Here is a 17,820-nt window from a genome sequence, read left to right as displayed (position 1 = left end):
CTGGGAGCAAGCTATTGCCCTGGGGATCCCATGAGATATTGGTGCTGGTTTTTGCTCTTGTTCAGCCTCTCTGGCTGGAGCCATCCCCTCATCAAGGTTGGTGGATACCCCTATGCCCCCTTTGTGGTCAAACTCCCCGATTCCCGCTATGAAGGACTGACCCTAGAGCTTATCGACCAGCTCAATGCAGTACAGAAAGAGGTGACCTTCGTCTTTGTCCCCACCTCGGCCGCCAACCGTTACAAGGCGCTCGATCTGGGCCGTTTCTCGCTGATGTTGTTTGAAGACACCAAGTGGGGCTGGGACACAGATAAATTCAAGATGACAGCCCCCTTCCTCGGTGGTGGCGAGGTCTATGTGGCCCTGAACAAAGCGGGGCGGGATCAGCGCTTTTTTGACGATCCTGCCAGCCATCACCTCATCGGGGTGACCGGCTATCACTACGGCGTCGGCCAGTTCAATGCCGATCCCCTCTACCTGCAGCGCAAGCTCAATATCACTCTGGTCAAGGACAACGCCAGTGCCCTGCAAGCGCTACTCAAAGGGCGCGGCGAGGTAGCCATTCTCAACGTTTCGTACCTTAACCAGTATCTGCAGGCCAATCCCGACACCGCCGACCAGCTGCTGATCTCGCAAAAATGGGACCAACAGTATCAGCACCGCGCCATTCTTCACCCTGCGGCCTCCATTACCCCTGCCCAGCTGGAACAGTGGTTGGCTGCGCTGCAACAAAAGGGGGAACTGGATCGCCTTTGGACAAAGTACGGCGTACAACAGCACGCAACCCCATGATTACTATCCAGCTTTTCTGTACCATGGCGGGAACCAAATGGGAGTGCACCAAATGAACACTACCGAGCCCGCGTCCCCCAAGCTCCGCTTGCTGCGCTACCTTGCCTACGCTTTCCTGCTGCTTCTTATCCTGATCACCCTGCTGCTGTGGCAAACCCCCCGTCTGATCCAGCGCTATCTGCCCGGCTGGCTGGCCGAACACTACGGCCTGCAGCTGACGCTGGGGGAGATTGACGTAGGTCTGCGCAACCCTTCTATCTCCCTCGGCGCGACTGCCCTGCTCGATGCCAAGCAGCAGCCCATCATCGGTTTTGAACAGCTCTTTATCACCCCAAACCTGCAAGCCAGCTGGCAGCAGAAAGGGGTCGTGCTTTCCGCCGTCACCCTGACCAAACCCGTGGTACAGCTGCAACGGCTGGCAGACAAAAAGGGGGATGTTCGACTCAATCTGACCGATGCACTGGCCACCCTGCTCTCCCCTGCCCCCTCCCCCAAGCCCGAAACAGCCAGCGCCCCGCTACTGGTCGACATTGCCAGCATCGCAGTCACTGACGGCCATGTGCGCTATCAAGATCAGCGCAAGGAGAGTGAACCCGGCTGGTTGCCACCCCTCAATCTGGAAAAAGTGGCCCTCAAACTCGATAACCTGCGCACCGAGGCAAACCATCCGACCGCCTATCAGCTGAACGCCGCCATCAACGGCAAAAGCAGCCTCGCCGCTCACGGCAAGCTCGATGTGATGAGCGGCATGGGTCAGGGCAAGGTGAGCCTCAAGCAGGTCGAGCTGACCCCCTTCGCCCCGCTCTGGGCACCCTACCTAAAGCTGGATCTTGCCAAGGGCCACGCCAATGCAGAGGTGGAGTACCAGCTTAAAGAGGGCAAGCAAGGGGTGCTGTGGCAATTGTCCAAAGGCAAGCTGACGCTGGACAACTGGCAGCTTAAAAAACACCAGGGCGACGAGTTTGCCCGCTTCGGACAGCTGGCGCTTAGCGATCTGGCTGTCGATGGCCAGAAACAGTCGATCCAGATCGGCAAGGTGACCCTGCAACACCCCCTGATCAAGGCCACCCTCAACCCACAGCAGGAACTGGATCTGGCTGACTTGCTGATTGAACAGGCCCCCGCCAAACCGGTCAAAGGGGCCAACGCCGCAAACGAGGTGGCCAACAATGCGGCGCCCAAGTCGGCACAACAAACAAAAGCAGCCGGTAACGGCAAGAAACACGGGGCAGACAAACCCTGGCAGTGGCAAATCAAGCAGATCCTTATCGACAAGGGCGATCTCACCCTCACCGAATCCAGCAGCGGCAAACCGCAGGCACGCCAGCTCTCCGGCCTCAAGTTGGCGCTGGGGCCACTGGGCAGCAAGGGGGAGCAACCGAGCAAACTGACTCTGGCCACCCAGTTCAACCAGAGCAGCCCCCTCGCCTTTGATGGCCAACTGACCCTGAGCCCCTTCACCCTTAGCGGCGACATCAACCAGCAGGAGCTGCCCCTGACGCTGGCACAGCCCTATCTGGCCGATCTGGTGCGTATCAAGGTGCAAAACGGGCTGCTGAGCAGCAAGACCAGACTTGATCTCGCCACCACCGCCCAAGGAGATCTCAGCAAGCTGACCCTGCAAGGGGGGCTGGATATCAACGGGCTCAAGGTGGTCGATCGGGCAGACAATCAGCGGCTGCTGGAGTTCAACACCCTGGCTCTCACCGGTCTGACGTACGACGGCATCAGCCAGCAGATGCGGATCAAGGACATTGCCCTGAACAAGCCCTTCGCCCGCATCGAGATCAACGAAGATGGCACCACCAACCTGCAACAGCTGCTGTTGCCGCAACCGGCGGCAACCAAAAGTACTGAAACAAAAGCAGGCAGCAAGACTCCTGACTTTCGTTTCACCATTGACCAGCTGCGCACCGAGCAGGGCAACCTGCGCTTTGCCGATCGCAGCCTGAGTCAGGATTTTGTGGCCGATATCGCCTCACTGGGCGGCCAAAGTCGCCATATCAGCAATATTCCGGGGCAACGCTCCGATCTCGCCTTCAACGGCAAGGTGGATCGCTATGCGCCGGTGACCATTCGCGGCGGCACCAACCTGCTGGTGGCCAACCCGATCCTCGACATCGCGGTCGCTTTCCACAATCTGGAGCTCACCACCTTCACCCCCTATTCGGGCACCTATGCCGGTTATGCCATCGACAAGGGGCAGCTCTCCATGAAGCTGCACTACAGGCTGGAGGGCAATCGGCTGGAGGGGGATAACGACATCACCATCAAGAAGCTGCAACTGGGCGAGAAGATCAAGAGCGATCAGGCCAAGGATCTGCCGCTGGGGCTGGCCATCGCCCTGCTAAGCGATGCCAACGGGGTGATACAGATGAACCTCAAGGTGAAGGGGGATCTCGATCAACCGGACTTCAGCATCGGCAATATTTTCTGGGATGTGCTGGGCAACACTCTGAGCAAGGCGATCACCTCCCCCTTCTCGCTGCTCGCCTCGCTGGCCGATGGCACCGAAGATCTCGACGAACTTCCCTTCCTGCCGGGGGAGCCCGATCTCACCCCCACCCAGCAGGAGAAACTGGTCAAGCTGGCGCAGGCCCTCAAGGATAGACCCAAGCTCAGCATGAACATTCGCGGCAAGGTCAACTTCAACGAGGAGCGCCCCATCCTGCAACGGCAAAAGCTGGAACGGGTACTGGCTAAGCTCACCGGCAATCAGGCAGATCTCGACCTGCTGGAACAGGACTCAGCCCTGCAAGAGGCGCTGGCCCAAGCCTATGAAGAGCGCTTTGGCGAAGATCTGGATGACCTGGCCGATCGCCTCCATCTGGATGAAGAGAGCGCGGCACTGCGGGCCCAGGCGGTGATCCTGCTGCGGGATCAGCAGCTCATCACCGCCAAATCCCTGCGCAATCTCGCCATGCGCCGGGCGCAAAATACCAAGGAGTTTCTGGTCGACAGCCAGGGGATCGCCCCGGAGCGGCTGTTCGTGCTCGACAGCCAGGTCAAGGAAGAGGACAAGGAAGCCAAAGTGATCCTGACACTGGATCAGTGACGCCGCCGCACTGCGCAAAAGCGTAAGAAAAATACAACCCCTCAACTATTTTGACACCTTTTGCTCACCAAACAGCCTGTCTTGGTGAGCATTTGGCCACTGATGCAAATAATTACGTAGTTTTTTTACGATTTATCCCCCTTGCCCCCTTGCGGGCGCGCCACAGCCTGCCTAAAATCGCGCGTCTTTTGTTAACCCCCACCTCTATTTTTGGAGAACGCCACGTGAGCGAAAAATTGGCCAACCCTGCCCCTCTGGGTCTGATGGGTTTCGGTATGACCACCATCCTGCTGAACATCCATAACGCAGGTTTCTTCCCCATCAGCGCCATGATCCTGGCCATGGGCCTGTGCTACGGCGGCATCGCCCAGATCATTGCTGGCATCATGGAGTACAAGCGTGGCAACACCTTCGGTGTGACCGCGTTCACCTCCTACGGCCTGTTCTGGCTGAGCCTGGTGTTCCTGCTGATCATGCCGACCATGGGTCTGGCCGAAGCCACTCCGCACGCCTACATGGGTTGGTATCTGCTGATGTGGGGCATGTTCACCCTGTTCATGCTGGTTGGCACCATCAACTACCCGCGCGCCAAGCAGTTCGTGTTCGCCTCCCTGACCGTGCTGTTCTTCCTGCTGGCCGCCCGTGACTTCACCGGCAGCACCCTGATCGGCACCATCGCCGGTTTCGAAGGCATCATCTGTGGCGCCAGCGCCATCTACCTGGCCATGGCCACCGTGATCAACGAGCAGTTCGGCCGCACCGTGATGCCGATCGGCGATCACAAGAAAGCCGCCGCCGTACAGCTGAAAGCCGCTGCCTGATAGGCAAGCCACTCAGATTGTAAAAAAGGCACCCTCGGGTGCCTTTTTGCTATCTCGAATAACCATTCAACCGATCGGTTATCAGCTAAGTGACCCGGCGTCCACCTCCCCCGCCAGCAAGCGGGTCACGGGGAAACGTAGGGCGGGATCCTGGCTAAAGAACTGGCTCAGTTGCCGGTATACCGCGGGATAAACCTGCTGCAGCCGCAGCGGATCGGTAAAGAAACATTCGCAGCTAACGGCGAAAAACTCCGCGGGATGTTCAGCCGCATAGGGATCGATAGCGGTTACCTCGTCCCGATCAAGCTGCTGGCACAGCGCATCGAAGGCGCTCTGAAAGGCCTGTTGCCACAGCAGGCTGCTCATCTGCCCCGGCAACGGCGGCGCACCGTCCGCCTCACCACCCAGCATATCGAGTTTGTGGGCCAGCTCGTGGATCACCAGATTAAAGCCGTCCCAGTCGCCATCCTGCTGCAGTTCGCTCCAGGCCAGCACCAGCGGCCCTTGCGGCCAGGATTCGCCAGCGTTCTCCTCTTCAAACTCGCTCACCAGCCCGAACTCATCCTGTACTTCCTGACGCCGGGTCACGGGCTCGGGAATGATGATGATTTCGTGAAAGCCGCGATACCAGTCAAGGCCAAGGTGCAAGATGGGCAACGCCGCCTGCAGCGCCAGCACCGCCTGTTGACGGCGGCTGAGCTCGACCCCGATCAGGCTCAGGGTCTTGCGCTTGAGCAGCTGTTGCCCCAAGCCGATAAGCATTGTCTGCTCGGTGTCGCTGAGCCCTTGCAAGATGGGCACAGCCGCCAGCGCCTGACGCCACAGCGCCAACTCATCCTCACTCATGGGCGTTTGCGGGCGACCACCCAGCCATTTGAACCATCCCAGCACGCCTACTCCTTCTTTTGATGCAAAAAACAGGTTACAACAGTTTGACGAACCGTTTCGGCCGCTCCTGATAATCCTGCGCCAGATAGAAACGGTGGGCCGCCTCGCGCTTGAGGCTACTGGATAGCTCCAGCTGGGCGCAACCTGCGGCCCGCGCTATCGCTTCGGCGCCCTTGAGCAGGGCTGCGCCCACTCCCGCCCCTCTTGCCCCTTCATCGACAACCAGCGCCGAGATCAGGCCCCAAGCTGGTGCAACATGCAGCGGTGCCAGTTTGTGCCACACCAGCACACCGACCACTCTGTCGGCCAGGGAGGCGAGCAGCACAACGCTCGCGGGATCCGGCGCCAACAGGCGCGCCGTCACGTCAGCGCCTTCGGCAGGATACCCCAATTGGCTGAACAGGTGGGCGATGGCGCTCCCGTCGTCGGCCTCAGGGGGACGGATCGTCAACGTCTCAGGATCATTTTTCATTGTTGGCCTCATGTTTGCTTTCCATTGTGTTACGCCCGTCACATTGTCTGGCGCAGATCAACAAGGAGGATCTCATCTTTACTCATAGAAAACGCTGCCTGCCATTATCCCCCCACCCTTGTCAATTCACAAATTTGCAACAAGACAACATTTTTAGCTGGGAAGAATGGATGCAACTCGATATGTTACCTCCCATGCATGGCGCGGGTTTGCGCCCTGCCAAACCACTCGGAGCCACCCTCGTTTGCTTACCTCAGACTGTTAACAAATGAGCCCCTAACTGTGACAGAGAGCGAGGCCAAGATCTCGCCAAGACAGCGCCACAAACACAACAAAGGAGTTGTTGTACATGAATGAAATCGTCAATGCCATCAATGGTGTAATCTGGAGCCCTGCGCTCATCTACCTGTGTCTGGGGGTCGGTCTTTACTTCTCCCTGCGCACCCGTTTTTTGCAACTGCGTCATATGAAAGAGATGGTGCGCCTGATGTTTGATGGCAAGAGCACCGATGCCGGTGTCTCCTCCTTCCAGGCGCTGGCCATGACCCTGGCAGGTCGCGTGGGTACCGGTAACATCGCCGGTGTGGCCACCGCCATCACCTTCGGTGGCCCGGGCGCCCTGTTCTGGATGTGGATGGTTGCCTTCCTCGGCGCCAGCTCCGCCTTCGTGGAGTCCACTCTGGGTCAAGTTTACAAAGAGAAGATCAACGGTGAATACCGCGGCGGCCCGGCCTTCTATATCGAGAAAGGGCTTGGCATGAAGTGGTACGCCTGGACCTTCGCCATCGCGACCGTCTTCGCCTGCGGCGTGCTGCTGCCGGGCGTGCAGGCCAACTCCATCGGTTCAAGCCTGCAGACCGCCTTTAATATCGATCCGAACGTCACAGCCGCCGGTCTGGCGCTGCTGCTCGGCTTTATTATCTTCGGTGGCGTCAAGCGCATCGCCAACTTCGCCAGTACCGTAGTACCCTTTATGGCGCTGGGCTACATCATCGTGGCTTGCGTCATCATCGCCCTCAATATCGGCCAGCTGCCGGGCGTGATCCTGCTGATCTGGAAGAGCGCCTTCGGTCTGGATGCCGGTTTCGGTGCCATTCTGGGTCTGGCCATCATGTGGGGGGTAAAACGCGGGGTCTACTCCAACGAAGCGGGTCAGGGTACCGGGCCGCACGCCTCCTCTGCTGCGGCAGTGAGTCACCCGGCGAAGCAGGGTCTGGTGCAGGCGTTCTCCGTCTATATCGACACCCTGTTCGTCTGCTCCGCCACCGGCTTTATGCTGCTGATCACCGGCCTCTATAACGTACAAGGGCCGGACGGCGCCGCCATCTACACGGGTATTGCCGGTATCGCAGCAGGCCCGGGCTATGTGCAGACCGCCATGGAGAGCATGATGCCGGGCTTTGGCAGCATTTTCGTGGCCATCGCGCTGTTCTTCTTCGCGTTCACCACCATCGTTGCCTACTACTACATCGCCGAAACCAACATCGCCTACATCAACCGCAAGATAAATCGCCCCTGGCTCACCTTCTTGCTGAAGATTGCGCTGATGGCTGCCACTGTCTACGGCACCGTCAAGACGGCAGATCTGGCGTGGGGCATGGGTGATATCGGGGTCGGCCTGATGGCATGGCTCAACATCATCGCCATCCTGCTGCTGCAAAAAACCGCCTTCACCTGTCTGAAGGATTATGAAGCGCAGCAGGCACAAGGGATTGACCCCGTATTCCACCCGGAGAAGCTCGGCATCAAGAACGCCGATTACTGGGTGGGCAAACGCTCTGAAGAGAACTTGGAGCGGGAGAAATCGGGCCATCAGTTCGAGCCGGATCAGGATCGCAAGATCTCCTAAACCGACACGAAATAACCGTTCGATAAAAATGGCAGCCTCGGCTGCCATTTCTTTTTCCTGTCACCTCATCTCAGAGCGGATTGCGGCGCGGCCCGAAGGGCAGGCGCCAGCGAAACAGGCTGTTAAGGGTGGCCCGCCACTGATTGGGTCGCCCCAGGATCTGCTTTTGCAAGCGGGTCTCTTCCTTCAGCATCGCCTCATCGCTGCGGGCCCAGGCCTGACTGTAGAGCTGCTTGATCCCCGCCAGTGCATCCGGCGACTTGGTGATAAGAGTGCGGGCAAACTCCCGCGCCTCCACCAGCGGATCGGCGCAGACCCGACTCACCAGCCCGAGGGATTTGGCCTCGATGGCATCCAGCTCGCGCCCGCTCATGGCCAGCTCCATGGCGGTATCCACTCCCATCAGGTTGCGCATGGTGATGCTGCCACTCATGTCAGGAATGATCCCCCACTTGATCTCCATCACCGAGAAGCGGCAATCGGGGGTGCTGAAGCGAAAATCGGCGCCGAGCGCAATCTGCAAGCCACCGCCAAAACAGACTCCCTGGGTCACCGCAATCACCGGCACCGGCAGCTGGTGCCAGCCATAGGCAACCCGCTGGGCCAGATTGGTCGCCTCGTCCGCTTCGCGCTTGAGAATATCGAGCGCCGCCACCGGCTGTCTCAGCATGGATTTCACATCCAGCCCGGCGCAGAAGGCCCGCCCCTCGCCGTGCAGGATCACCGCCCGCAGCCCCTTGTGCTGAGCGAGCTGCGTCAATGTCTCATCGATGGCGCTGAACATGGCGCGGTCCAGCGCATTGAGTTTATCCCCCCGCGTCAGCATCACTTCGGCAATCCCGTCGTGGATCTCGCACTTGATCCTTGTTTTTTCCATCTCCCTTGTCCTCTCCTTGATCCCTGAAACTGACTCACTGGTCATACCACCACGTTATCAGAGTGTGAACAGGCGGTACAGCTGAGACTAAAGTCGGCTGGTCGTCTCCCCCTCCCTTTGTCACACTGGGAGCTGCATGAGTGCCGCAAGCCAGCAGAGGACGCTATCATGTCAACCCTGTTCAATTTTGCCAGACCACCGTTCGACCGACTGGATGAGGAGGCGCGCGAGCGGCTCTCTCGTCACCTCTCGCTCTGCTATTTTCGGGCCGGGGATCTGCTGCTCAAGGAGGGGGACGAGCCTCCCGGCCTCTATCTCATCATCAAGGGGGCGGTGGAAGAGTCGGCCCCTCACCACCAGTTTGGTGATTACGGGGTCGATGATCTGTTCGACGTGCGCGCCCAGTTTGACGGCCGCTGCCGCCACCGCTTCACCGCGCTGGAAGATAGCCTCTGCCAGCTCATTCCTCGCCACACCTTTCTGGCGCTCTGTGAGCAGGATCCGCAGTTTGCCAGCTACTTCACCGCCAATCTGGCCGAGCGCCAGCGCCAGCAGGAGCAACGCGAACAACTGGGTCAGAAGAATCTGGCGGAATTTATCCTGACCCGCATCGAACCCGGCCACCTGCAGGCACCGCTTATCGTCGATAGCAAGCTCTCACTGCTCGCGGCGACCGAAGCCATGGTGAGCAAGGGAACCGATTGCCTGCTCTACCCGGCCCACGATGGCTCCCTCACGCTGGCAACCCGCAAGACCTTGCTCCACGCCCTGACCCTCAAGGGATTGCCGCTGACGGCCCCGCTCTCGGTGCTGACCCCCACGCCGCTCATCGGTCTGCCGCTGGAGAGCTATCTGTTTGATGCCCTGCTGCTAATGACCCGCCATCGCATCAAGCGACTGGTGGTGTGGCGCGGCAATGAGGTGGCGGGGATCCTGCAACTGACTCAGGTGCTGGGGCTCTTCTCTACCCACTCCCACGTGCTGACGTTGCGTATCGCCCGCGCCGACAGCCTGCCGGCGCTGGAGGCGGTCGCCCGCGAACAGCAGCAATTGACCCGCTCACTGTTTGCCCAAGGGATCCACACCGCCTTTTTGATGAAGCTCATCGCCACCATCAACGAGCAGCTGATCGCCAAAGCCTTTGCGTTGGTGATCCCCCCCGAGGTGCAGGATAAGGTTTGCCTGCTGATGCTGGGCTCGGAGGGGCGTGGCGAGCAGATCCTCAAAACCGATCAGGACAACGCCCTGATCCTGCCAGAGGGGCTGACATGGCCCACCCAGGCAGCCGATCTGGCCGAATTCAGCGCCCTGCTGGAACGCCTCGGCTACCCGCTGTGCCCCGGGCAGGTGATGGTGAACAATCCGGCCTGGGTAAAAACGGGCAGCGAGTGGCAAAGCGCCATTGCCAGCGCCTGCACCACGGCAAAAGAGGATGAGCTACTCTGGCTCGCCACCCTGGCCGATGCTCACCCCATCGCGGGGGATCGACAGCTCCATCTGCCGGTTGCCAGAGCGCTGCGCGAGCAGTTGGCGGACAGACGGGACCTGCTGGCGGAGATGGTGCGACCGGCAGTGGCCTTTCATGCCCCCCTCACCCTGTTTGGCCGGCTGGAGCAGCCACCGGAAGGGCTGGATCTGAAGCGGGGCGGCCTGTTTCCGCTGGTGCACGGCATCCGCATGCTGGCCCTTGAGGCAGGCATTCTGGAGACTTCAACCCTGGGGCGTATCGATGCGCTGGTGGCCGCCGATCGGCTCAGTGCCGACTATGGCAGCAATCTGGCGGAGGCGTTCCGGCTCTTTATCCGGCTGAGGCTGCGCAGCCAGCTCAAGGGGGGCAATAGTCGGGTGCAGACAACCGAGCTCAGCCACAGCGAGCGGGATCTGTTGCGTCAGGCGCTGCATCAAGTGAAGAAGTTCCAGCAGTGGCTCACCTTGCACTTTCGTCTGAGACAATAGCCATGTTGAGCCGCGTTCGACGCTACTGGTATGGCCGTGCGTTCCGAACTGGCGAGTTCGCGCCGCTCTTTGCCACCCCACCGGAAGATGAACGGATCGCCCTCGATTTCGAGACCACCAGTCTCGATCCCGAGCAGGCCGAGATCGTCTCCATCGGGGCGGTGCGCATTCAGGGCAACCGGCTGCTGACCGGTGAGGCCCTCGCCATCAAGGTACAGCCACCGGCCAGCCTGACCAGCCAATCTGTGGTGATCCACGGTCTGCGCCATCAGGATCTGCAACAGGGAATGGAGCTGGAAGCCGCGCTGCGCCTGCTGCTCGACTATATCGGCCCGCGCGAACTGGTGGGCTATCACATCGCCTACGATCTGCGTATTCTCAATCTCGCCTGCCAAAAATTGTGGGGATTGACCCTGCCCCAGCGAGGGATCGAGGTGAGCCAGCTTTATCATGACCACCTCTATCGCCGCTACCCCGATGCTGCGATTGACCTCCACTTGAGTGCCATCTGCCGTCACTTGGCGCTGCCCCCCCTGCCCGCCCACGATGCCCTTGCCGATGCCACCACGGCCGCGCTCATCTACCTGCGCCTGACCTGCGGCTCGCCGCTCACTTATCCCAAAGTCTAATTGTCGAGAAATAACATTTAATTCACATTTTGCTTACATGAGCAGATTGCCTGCTCGTCGGGGTTACCCCATCCACCGCTGACACTCATGTCATGGAGAACTGCAATGGAACAGCAAAGCTATCTGAGGATCCAGCAAGATCCCAACTTCCAGGAGCTGGTCGCCAAGCGCCAGCGTTTTGCCTGGGCCCTCTCGGCTCTGATGCTGGGACTCTACCTGGCGTTTATTCTGCTCATCGCCTTTGCCCCCGGTTGGCTCGGCACCCCCTTGAGCGAAGGGTCGACCATTACTCGCGGCATTCCTGTCGGGGTAGGATTGATCCTCTCCTCCTTCGTGTTGACCGGCGTCTATGTCTTTCGCGCCAACGGCGAGTTTGATGAACTGAACCAGAAGATCCTCAAAGGGGTGCAATCATGAAAGGCAAGTTGCTGCTGTTGACCTCACTGGCCTCCTCTCCCCTGCTGGCGGCCGATGCAATCTCTGGCGCCGTGGAGCGTCAGCCCCTTAATGTCGCCGCCATCGTGATGTTTCTGGTGTTTGTGGCCGCTACCCTGTTCATCACCTACTGGGCCTCCAAGCGCAACCGCTCGGCTTCCGACTACTATGCTGCCGGTGGCCGTATCACCGGCTTCCAGAACGGTCTGGCCATCGCCGGTGACTATATGTCCGCCGCCTCCTTCCTCGGGATCTCCGCGCTGGTCTACACCTCCGGCTATGACGGCCTCATCTACTCCATCGGCTTTCTGGTGGGCTGGCCCATCATTCTGTTCCTGATCGCCGAACGGCTGCGCAATCTCGGCAAATACACCTTCGCCGATGTCGCCTCATATCGTCTCAAACAGACTGAAGTGCGCACCCTCTCCGCCTGCGGTTCGCTGGTGGTAGTCGCCCTCTACCTGATCGCCCAGATGGTCGGTGCCGGCAAACTGATCGAGCTGCTGTTTGGCCTGCAATACCATGTGGCCGTGGTGCTGGTCGGTATCCTGATGGTGCTCTACGTGCTGTTTGGCGGCATGCTGGCCACCACCTGGGTGCAGATCATCAAGGCAGTGATGCTGCTCTCCGGTGCCAGCTTTATGGCCATCATGGTGATGAAGTCAGTCAACTTCGACATCGGCGCCCTGTTTAGCGAAGCGGTCAAAGTGCACGAGAAAGGCTCCGCCATCATGAGCCCGGGCGGGCTGGTCTCCGACCCCATCTCCGCCATCTCGCTCGGTCTGGCATTGATGTTCGGTACCGCGGGTCTGCCCCATATCCTGATGCGTTTCTTCACCGTGAGCGATGCCAAAGAGGCGCGTAAATCGGTGTTCTACGCCACTGGCTTTATCGGCTACTTCTACATCCTCACCTTCATCATCGGTTTTGGAGCCATCCTGCTGGTGAGCACCAATCCGGCCTTCAAGGATGCCACCGGCGCCCTGCTGGGCGGCACCAACATGGCAGCCGTCCACCTGGCTGATGCAGTGGGTGGAAGTCTGTTCCTCGGCTTCATCTCTGCCGTGGCATTTGCCACTATTTTGGCGGTAGTCGCCGGATTGACCCTGGCCGGTGCCTCTGCGGTCTCCCATGACCTCTATGCCAGTGTGTTGAAGAAGGGCAAGGCCAACGAGACCGATGAACTGCGCGTCTCCAAGATGACGACTCTGGTGCTGGGTGTGGTTGCCATTGGTCTGGGGATCCTGTTCGAGAAGCAGAACATCGCCTTCATGGTGGGTCTGGCCTTCTCCATCGCCGCCAGCTGCAACTTCCCGGTGCTGTTCCTCTCCATGTTCTGGTCACGCCTGACCACCCGTGGTGCCGTCTACGGGGGCTGGCTGGGACTGGCTAGCGCAGTGACCCTGATGATCCTGGGTCCGACCGTGTGGGTGAAAGTGCTGGGCCATGCCCAGGCCATCTTCCCCTACGAATACCCTGCCCTCTTCTCCATGGGGTTGGCCTTCGTCGGGATCTGGTTCTTCTCCATCACCGACAGCTCCCAGAACGCCGCCGACGAGCATGCCAAGTTCCTGCCGCAGTTCGTTCGCTCCCAAACCGGGCTGGGTGCCTCTGGCGCCACCTCCCACTAACAGATCAAGTTCATCCTTCCAAGCCGGCTTCGCGCCGGCTTTTTTATTGCCCATCAATCGGCTGCACGCCCCGCTTGCCCCGATCAAGATCACACTTCTCGCTAAAACTTTCGGGGGATCTGTGCCATAATGCGCGCCATTTGACAGACCAATCGGGACACATACCTTGTTAAGCAGCAACAACATCACCATGCAGTTCGGCGCCAAGCCGCTGTTTGAGAACATCAACGTCAAGTTTGGCGGCGGCAACCGCTATGGCCTTATCGGCGCCAACGGCTGTGGCAAGTCCACCTTTATGAAGATCCTCGGCGGTGATCTGGAGCCCACTGGCGGTAATGTGAGCCTGGACGTCAACGAGCGCATCGGTAAGCTGCGTCAGGATCAGTTCGCCTACGAAGATATGCGCGTACTGGACGTGGTCATGATGGGTCACACCGAGCTGTGGGCGGCCATCGCCGAGCGCGATGCCATCTACGCCAACCTCGAAGCCACCGACGAAGACTATATGAAGGCCGCCGAGCTGGAAGGTCTGGTCGCCGAATATGACGGCTACACCGCTGAAGCGCGTGCAGGCGAGCTGCTGCTGGGTGTCGGCATTCCGCTCGAGCAGCACAGCGGCCCGATGAGCGAAGTGGCGCCGGGCTGGAAACTGCGGGTGCTGCTGGCACAGGCGCTGTTCTCCAACCCCGATATCCTGTTGCTGGACGAACCGACCAACAACCTGGACATCAACACCATTCGCTGGCTGGAGCAGGTGCTCAACGAACGTGAAAGCACCATGATCATCATCTCTCACGACCGTCACTTCCTGAACTCCGTCTGTACCCACATGGCGGATCTGGACTACGGCGAGCTGCGCGTCTACCCGGGCAACTACGACGACTACATGCTGGCCGCCACCCAGGCGCGCGAGCGTCTGCTGGCCGACAACGCCAAGAAGAAGGCCCAGATCGCCGATCTGCAATCCTTCGTCTCCCGTTTCAGCGCCAACGCCTCCAAGTCCCGTCAGGCGACCTCCCGTCTCAAGCAGATCGACAAGATCAAGATTGAGGACGTCAAGGTCTCCAGCCGCCAGAACCCCTTCATCCGCTTCGAGCAGGACAAAAAGCTCTATCGCAACATCCTGGAAGTGGAAGGTGTATCCAAGGGGTATGGCGACGGTCCCCTGTTCAAGGGCCTCAACATGATGATGGAAGTGGGCGAAAAGGTCGCCATTCTGGGTACCAACGGTATCGGTAAGTCTACCCTGATCAAGACCCTTGTCGGTGCACTGGCTCCGGATACCGGCAGCATCAAGTGGTCCGAGAACGCCCAGATCGGTTACTACGCTCAGGATCACGCCGAAGATTTCGACACCGATCTCAACGTGTTCGACTGGATGGCCCAGTGGAAACAGGAGAACGAAGACGAGCAGGCTGTACGCTCCGTACTGGGCCGTCTACTTTTCTCCCAGGACGACATCAAGAAGCCGGTCAAGGTGCTCTCCGGTGGTGAACAGGGCCGCATGCTGTTCGGCAAGCTGATGATGCAACGCCCCAACATCCTGATCATGGATGAGCCGACCAACCACCTGGACATGGAATCCATCGAATCCTTGAACATGGCACTGGAGCTCTACCAGGGGACCCTGATCTTCGTCTCCCACGATCGCGAGTTCGTCTCCTCCCTGGCGACCCGCATCCTGGAGCTGACTGAAGATGGCATCCGCGACTTCGGCGGCACCTACGAGGATTACCTGCGCACCCAGGGCGTGGTATAACCCCGCAAGTGCGCAATGCAAAACCGGCACTCATGTGCCGGTTTTTTTATATCCCGTATTTAGACGACTGAGATGGCGTATAGCAGTGGTGTGACTACACGCCACAGAGCAGAGGGCAGAGAGCAGAGAGCAGAGAGCAGAGAGCAGAGAGCAGAGCTTGAATATCCCCCCTCTTGCCCACAGATAAAAAAACGGCTCCATCAAGGAGCCGTTTTCACTGAATTGAACTGACGATTACTCGACGGTCGCTTCCACGCTGGTGAAGTACTCGATCTTGGCCGCTTTACGCAACTCGTCGATCAGCGACTTGTAATCCACCTGGGCTTTGCCCTGACCCAGCTGAGCTTGCAGCATGGCGGCCATACCGGATGCGGCGGCAGGGACGTTGACCTTGTCCAGCGCAACCACAACGCGGTCACCATTGGTCTCGGCAACCAGAGCCACGCTCGGCTTGCCGTCGATCGGATGGGGCAGCGTGAACGCCTGGGCAATCAGGTTCTGATCCAGCTCGCGATCGAAGCGGGCAACCCCTTTGTGGGTCTCCACTTTCAGACCGAGTGCAGTCAGATCGGCGGTGATGCTCTCACCTACCTTCAGCTTGTCCAGCAGGCCCTGGGCCTTGCCACGGGCCACTTCGCTAGCCTTGTCATGCTTGATGGCGGCAATCACCTGCTCTTTCACCTCGGCCAGCGGCTTGACCGCTTTGGGCTTGTGACCAGTGATGTGCAGCACCAGCGCCTTGCCGTCAGCCAGCTCGATCACGTCGGAGTTGGTGTTGTCATCGCGCAGCTGTTCGGAGAACGCTACGGAAAGCACCTTGGGATCGTTCAGCGGAGCCGGAGCAGTCGCCTGGGTGAAGAAATCGGAAGATTGAACCTTCATCCCCATGGCATCAGCGGTCAGATCCAGCGAGTCCGGGTTTTCGAAGCTGTTGTCAGCCATCTTCTGCTGCTCGGCGAAGAATTTCTCCTTGGCCTTGTCAGCTTGCAGACGAGTGATGGTCTCTTCTTTCACATCGGCAAACGGCTTGGTCTGGGCTGCTTCAACCCCCAGCAGCTTGATGATGTGGAAACCGAACGGGCTCTTCACCACGCCGGAGAGATCGCCAGCCTTGTTCAGGGCGAACGCGGCTTTCTCGAAGGCCGGATCCATCACCCCTTTCTCGAACCAGTCCAGCTCGCCGCCTTTTTTGGCAGAGAAGGTATCGGAAGAGTCAGCCTTGGCCAGCGCAGCGAAATCATCACCTGCCTTGGCTTTGGCCAGCACGGCTTCTGCTTTCTGCTCGGCCGCTTTCTCGTCCTTGCCAAACGGGATCAGGATGTGAGCCACGTGGCGACGCTCGGCACGCTGGAACAGATCCTGGTGCTGATCGTAGTAATCCTGGGCATCCTGCTCGGTGACCTTGATATCCTTGGCGAGGTTGGCGGCGTCCAGCAGCAGATAGTCGACCTTGACCTGCTCATCGTTCATGAAACGGGCGCCATTGGTCTTGTAGTACTGCTCAAGCTCGTTGTCGGATACCTGAACGTCAGCCATATAGTTGGCGGCAGCCAGACGCACCAGACGCAGATCGCGAGTCTGGTTGTAGAGCTTATCGAGCTGCTCCGCTTCACCCTTGAGGGAGAATTCGGTGCCCAGCAGGGCGCTCATCAACTGTTGACGCACCATGTCCTGACGCAGGGAGTCACGGAACATTTCGGGAGTCATGCCGGCACGACGGATCAGCTGCAGATAACGGTCATTGTTGAACTTGCCGTTCTCGGCAAATTCCGGCATGGCCACGATGGCTTGCTTGATCTGCTCATCGCTGACGCGCAGACCCAGTTCACGGGCCTTGCTGTCCAGCAGCGCCTGATCGATCAGGCGATCCAGCACACCGCGGCGGAACTGTTTCATGTAATCGGGGTTCGCGGCCAGCTGGCTGAATGCCTCTCCCATCTGGGATTCCATGCGGGCGCGCTCGTTACGGTAGGCATTTTCCAGTGCGGTTGCACTGATTTCTGTGCCGTTGACAGTGGCGGGGGCGGTACGGGCCGGGCCGTTCAGGTAACTACCTACACCAGCCAAGGCAAAGGAGAGGATGATCAGGCCCAAGATAACCTTGGCTACCTTGCCCTGCGCCCCTTCGCGTAGTTTATCCAACATCATGTTTGTACTTATGCTCCCGAACTCGATGGGCGTAAACAATAAAAAGGCGCACCGATTGCGATGCGCCTTGGTCAATCAGTATGAGAGAAGACTCTCTAACTTGTCTGGTCTGCGACCAAGGACGGTAGCCGACGGATATCAGCGACCGACTTAGTTAACAGCGTCTTTCAGGGCCTTACCGGCTTTGAAGGCAGGAACTTTACCAGCAGCGATTTCGATGGTCGCGCCAGTCTGCGGGTTACGGCCTGAACGGGCAGCACGCTCGCGTACAGCGAAAGTACCGAAACCAACCAGAGCAACCTGGTCACCCTCTTTCAGCGCTTCACCAACAGCATCAATGAAGGCATCCAACGCACGGCCAGCGGCAGCTTTGGAGATATCGGCACCGTCTGCAATCTTGTCAATCAGTTGAGATTTATTCACTCTTATATTCCCCTTTTATCGAACACCGCTGCGGCGCTGATTTCCCTGGCCACAACAAGTGGAGGTTTTATAGCAAGCCTCCTGA

Annotated in this window: 14 protein-coding genes; 9 read left to right on the top strand and 5 right to left on the bottom strand. The window is 59.2% G+C overall.

Annotation, left to right across the window (positions count from 1 at the left end; genetic code table 11):
• Positions 1-30 precede the first annotated feature (30 nt).
• From G5229_RS02990 to G5229_RS02980, 3 genes are all read left to right on the top strand, one after another.
• The gene (locus G5229_RS02990) at positions 31-792 is read left to right on the top strand and encodes a substrate-binding periplasmic protein (RefSeq protein WP_421208374.1); all 762 of its coding nucleotides are present in this window, start codon (positions 31-33) and stop codon (positions 790-792) included.
• A 52-nt stretch (positions 793-844) separates the two neighbouring features.
• Positions 845-3,847: a DUF748 domain-containing protein gene (locus G5229_RS02985; protein WP_421208372.1), complete on the top strand. Its 3,003-nt coding sequence runs from the start codon at positions 845-847 to the stop codon at positions 3,845-3,847.
• Between the two features lie 224 nt (positions 3,848-4,071).
• Complete coding sequence (locus G5229_RS02980; protein ID WP_005336948.1) at positions 4,072-4,668, top strand: acetate uptake transporter; 597 nt, start codon at positions 4,072-4,074, stop codon at positions 4,666-4,668.
• Positions 4,669-4,749: 81 nt separating this feature from the next.
• On the opposite strand, the gene G5229_RS02975 is transcribed toward G5229_RS02980, so the two are convergent.
• Together G5229_RS02975 and G5229_RS02970 are read right to left on the bottom strand one after the other, a co-directional pair.
• A complete protein-coding gene (locus G5229_RS02975) occupies positions 4,750-5,514 on the bottom strand; it encodes a zinc-dependent peptidase (protein ID WP_421208520.1) in 765 nt (254 codons plus the stop codon).
• A gap of 76 nt (positions 5,515-5,590) precedes the next feature.
• Positions 5,591-6,028, bottom strand: coding sequence for a GNAT family N-acetyltransferase (locus tag G5229_RS02970; protein ID WP_204483368.1), 438 nt, complete (start codon positions 6,026-6,028; stop codon positions 5,591-5,593).
• 349 nt (positions 6,029-6,377) lie between these two features.
• On the opposite strand from G5229_RS02970, the gene G5229_RS02965 reads away from it, so the two are divergent.
• On the top strand, positions 6,378-7,877 hold the full coding sequence (locus tag G5229_RS02965; protein WP_100645999.1) for an alanine/glycine:cation symporter family protein: 1,500 nt from the start codon (positions 6,378-6,380) through the stop codon (positions 7,875-7,877).
• A gap of 70 nt (positions 7,878-7,947) precedes the next feature.
• Here the strand turns inward: G5229_RS02965 and G5229_RS02960 are convergent, their stop codons facing one another.
• A complete protein-coding gene (locus G5229_RS02960) occupies positions 7,948-8,754 on the bottom strand; it encodes a crotonase/enoyl-CoA hydratase family protein (protein WP_421208370.1) in 807 nt (268 codons plus the stop codon).
• A 168-nt stretch (positions 8,755-8,922) separates the two neighbouring features.
• On the opposite strand from G5229_RS02960, the gene G5229_RS02955 reads away from it, so the two are divergent.
• The 5 genes from G5229_RS02955 to G5229_RS02935 all read left to right on the top strand — a co-directional run bounded on the left by G5229_RS02955 (position 8,923) and on the right by G5229_RS02935 (position 15,164).
• Positions 8,923-10,710 carry a putative nucleotidyltransferase substrate binding domain-containing protein gene (locus tag G5229_RS02955; RefSeq protein WP_421208368.1) on the top strand — a complete coding sequence of 596 codons (1,788 nt, stop codon included), beginning with the start codon at positions 8,923-8,925 and terminating at the stop codon, positions 10,708-10,710.
• A 2-nt stretch (positions 10,711-10,712) separates the two neighbouring features.
• A complete protein-coding gene (locus tag G5229_RS02950) occupies positions 10,713-11,339 on the top strand; it encodes a 3'-5' exonuclease (protein WP_202005986.1) in 627 nt (208 codons plus the stop codon).
• A gap of 105 nt (positions 11,340-11,444) precedes the next feature.
• On the top strand, positions 11,445-11,756 hold the full coding sequence (locus G5229_RS02945) for a DUF485 domain-containing protein (RefSeq protein WP_040068110.1): 312 nt from the start codon (positions 11,445-11,447) through the stop codon (positions 11,754-11,756).
• Positions 11,753-13,405 carry a cation acetate symporter gene (locus tag G5229_RS02940; RefSeq protein ID WP_047434904.1) on the top strand — a complete coding sequence of 551 codons (1,653 nt, stop codon included), beginning with the start codon at positions 11,753-11,755 and terminating at the stop codon, positions 13,403-13,405. Before G5229_RS02945 ends, G5229_RS02940 begins: the two co-directional genes overlap by 4 nt.
• Positions 13,406-13,571: 166 nt before the next feature.
• Positions 13,572-15,164 carry an ABC-F family ATPase gene (locus G5229_RS02935; protein WP_421208366.1) on the top strand — a complete coding sequence of 531 codons (1,593 nt, stop codon included), beginning with the start codon at positions 13,572-13,574 and terminating at the stop codon, positions 15,162-15,164.
• A gap of 234 nt (positions 15,165-15,398) precedes the next feature.
• Here G5229_RS02935 and ppiD read toward each other — a convergent pair whose 3' ends face one another.
• Both ppiD and hupB read right to left on the bottom strand, forming a co-directional pair.
• A complete protein-coding gene (gene ppiD / locus G5229_RS02930; RefSeq protein WP_202005989.1) occupies positions 15,399-17,312 on the bottom strand; it encodes a peptidylprolyl isomerase in 1,914 nt (637 codons plus the stop codon).
• A gap of 150 nt (positions 17,313-17,462) precedes the next feature.
• Positions 17,463-17,735: a nucleoid-associated protein HU-beta gene (hupB, locus tag G5229_RS02925; protein WP_005315375.1), complete on the bottom strand. Its 273-nt coding sequence runs from the start codon at positions 17,733-17,735 to the stop codon at positions 17,463-17,465.
• Positions 17,736-17,820: the final 85 nt, after the last annotated feature.

The sequence above is a fragment of the Aeromonas sp. 602396 genome (genome assembly GCF_049173735.1).
Lineage (GTDB): Bacteria > Pseudomonadota > Gammaproteobacteria > Enterobacterales > Aeromonadaceae > Aeromonas > Aeromonas veronii_A.
The sequence above is the reverse complement of the archived record's forward strand: the minus strand, read 5'-3'. Positions and strand labels throughout refer to the sequence as shown.

Coding starts and splice junctions, on each gene's coding strand:
- G5229_RS02945 (WP_040068110.1), top strand. CDS start 11,445: ATGGAACAGCAAAGCTATCTGAGGATCCAGCAAGATCCCAACTTCCAG.
- ppiD (WP_202005989.1), bottom strand. CDS start 17,312: ATGATGTTGGATAAACTACGCGAAGGGGCGCAGGGCAAGGTAGCCAAG.
- G5229_RS02955 (WP_421208368.1), top strand. CDS start 8,923: ATGTCAACCCTGTTCAATTTTGCCAGACCACCGTTCGACCGACTGGAT.
- G5229_RS02965 (WP_100645999.1), top strand. CDS start 6,378: ATGAATGAAATCGTCAATGCCATCAATGGTGTAATCTGGAGCCCTGCG.
- G5229_RS02970 (WP_204483368.1), bottom strand. CDS start 6,028: ATGAAAAATGATCCTGAGACGTTGACGATCCGTCCCCCTGAGGCCGAC.
- G5229_RS02990 (WP_421208374.1), top strand. CDS start 31: ATGAGATATTGGTGCTGGTTTTTGCTCTTGTTCAGCCTCTCTGGCTGG.
- G5229_RS02950 (WP_202005986.1), top strand. CDS start 10,713: ATGTTGAGCCGCGTTCGACGCTACTGGTATGGCCGTGCGTTCCGAACT.
- G5229_RS02975 (WP_421208520.1), bottom strand. CDS start 5,514: ATGAGTGAGGATGAGTTGGCGCTGTGGCGTCAGGCGCTGGCGGCTGTG.
- G5229_RS02960 (WP_421208370.1), bottom strand. CDS start 8,754: ATGGAAAAAACAAGGATCAAGTGCGAGATCCACGACGGGATTGCCGAA.
- G5229_RS02985 (WP_421208372.1), top strand. CDS start 845: ATGAACACTACCGAGCCCGCGTCCCCCAAGCTCCGCTTGCTGCGCTAC.
- G5229_RS02940 (WP_047434904.1), top strand. CDS start 11,753: ATGAAAGGCAAGTTGCTGCTGTTGACCTCACTGGCCTCCTCTCCCCTG.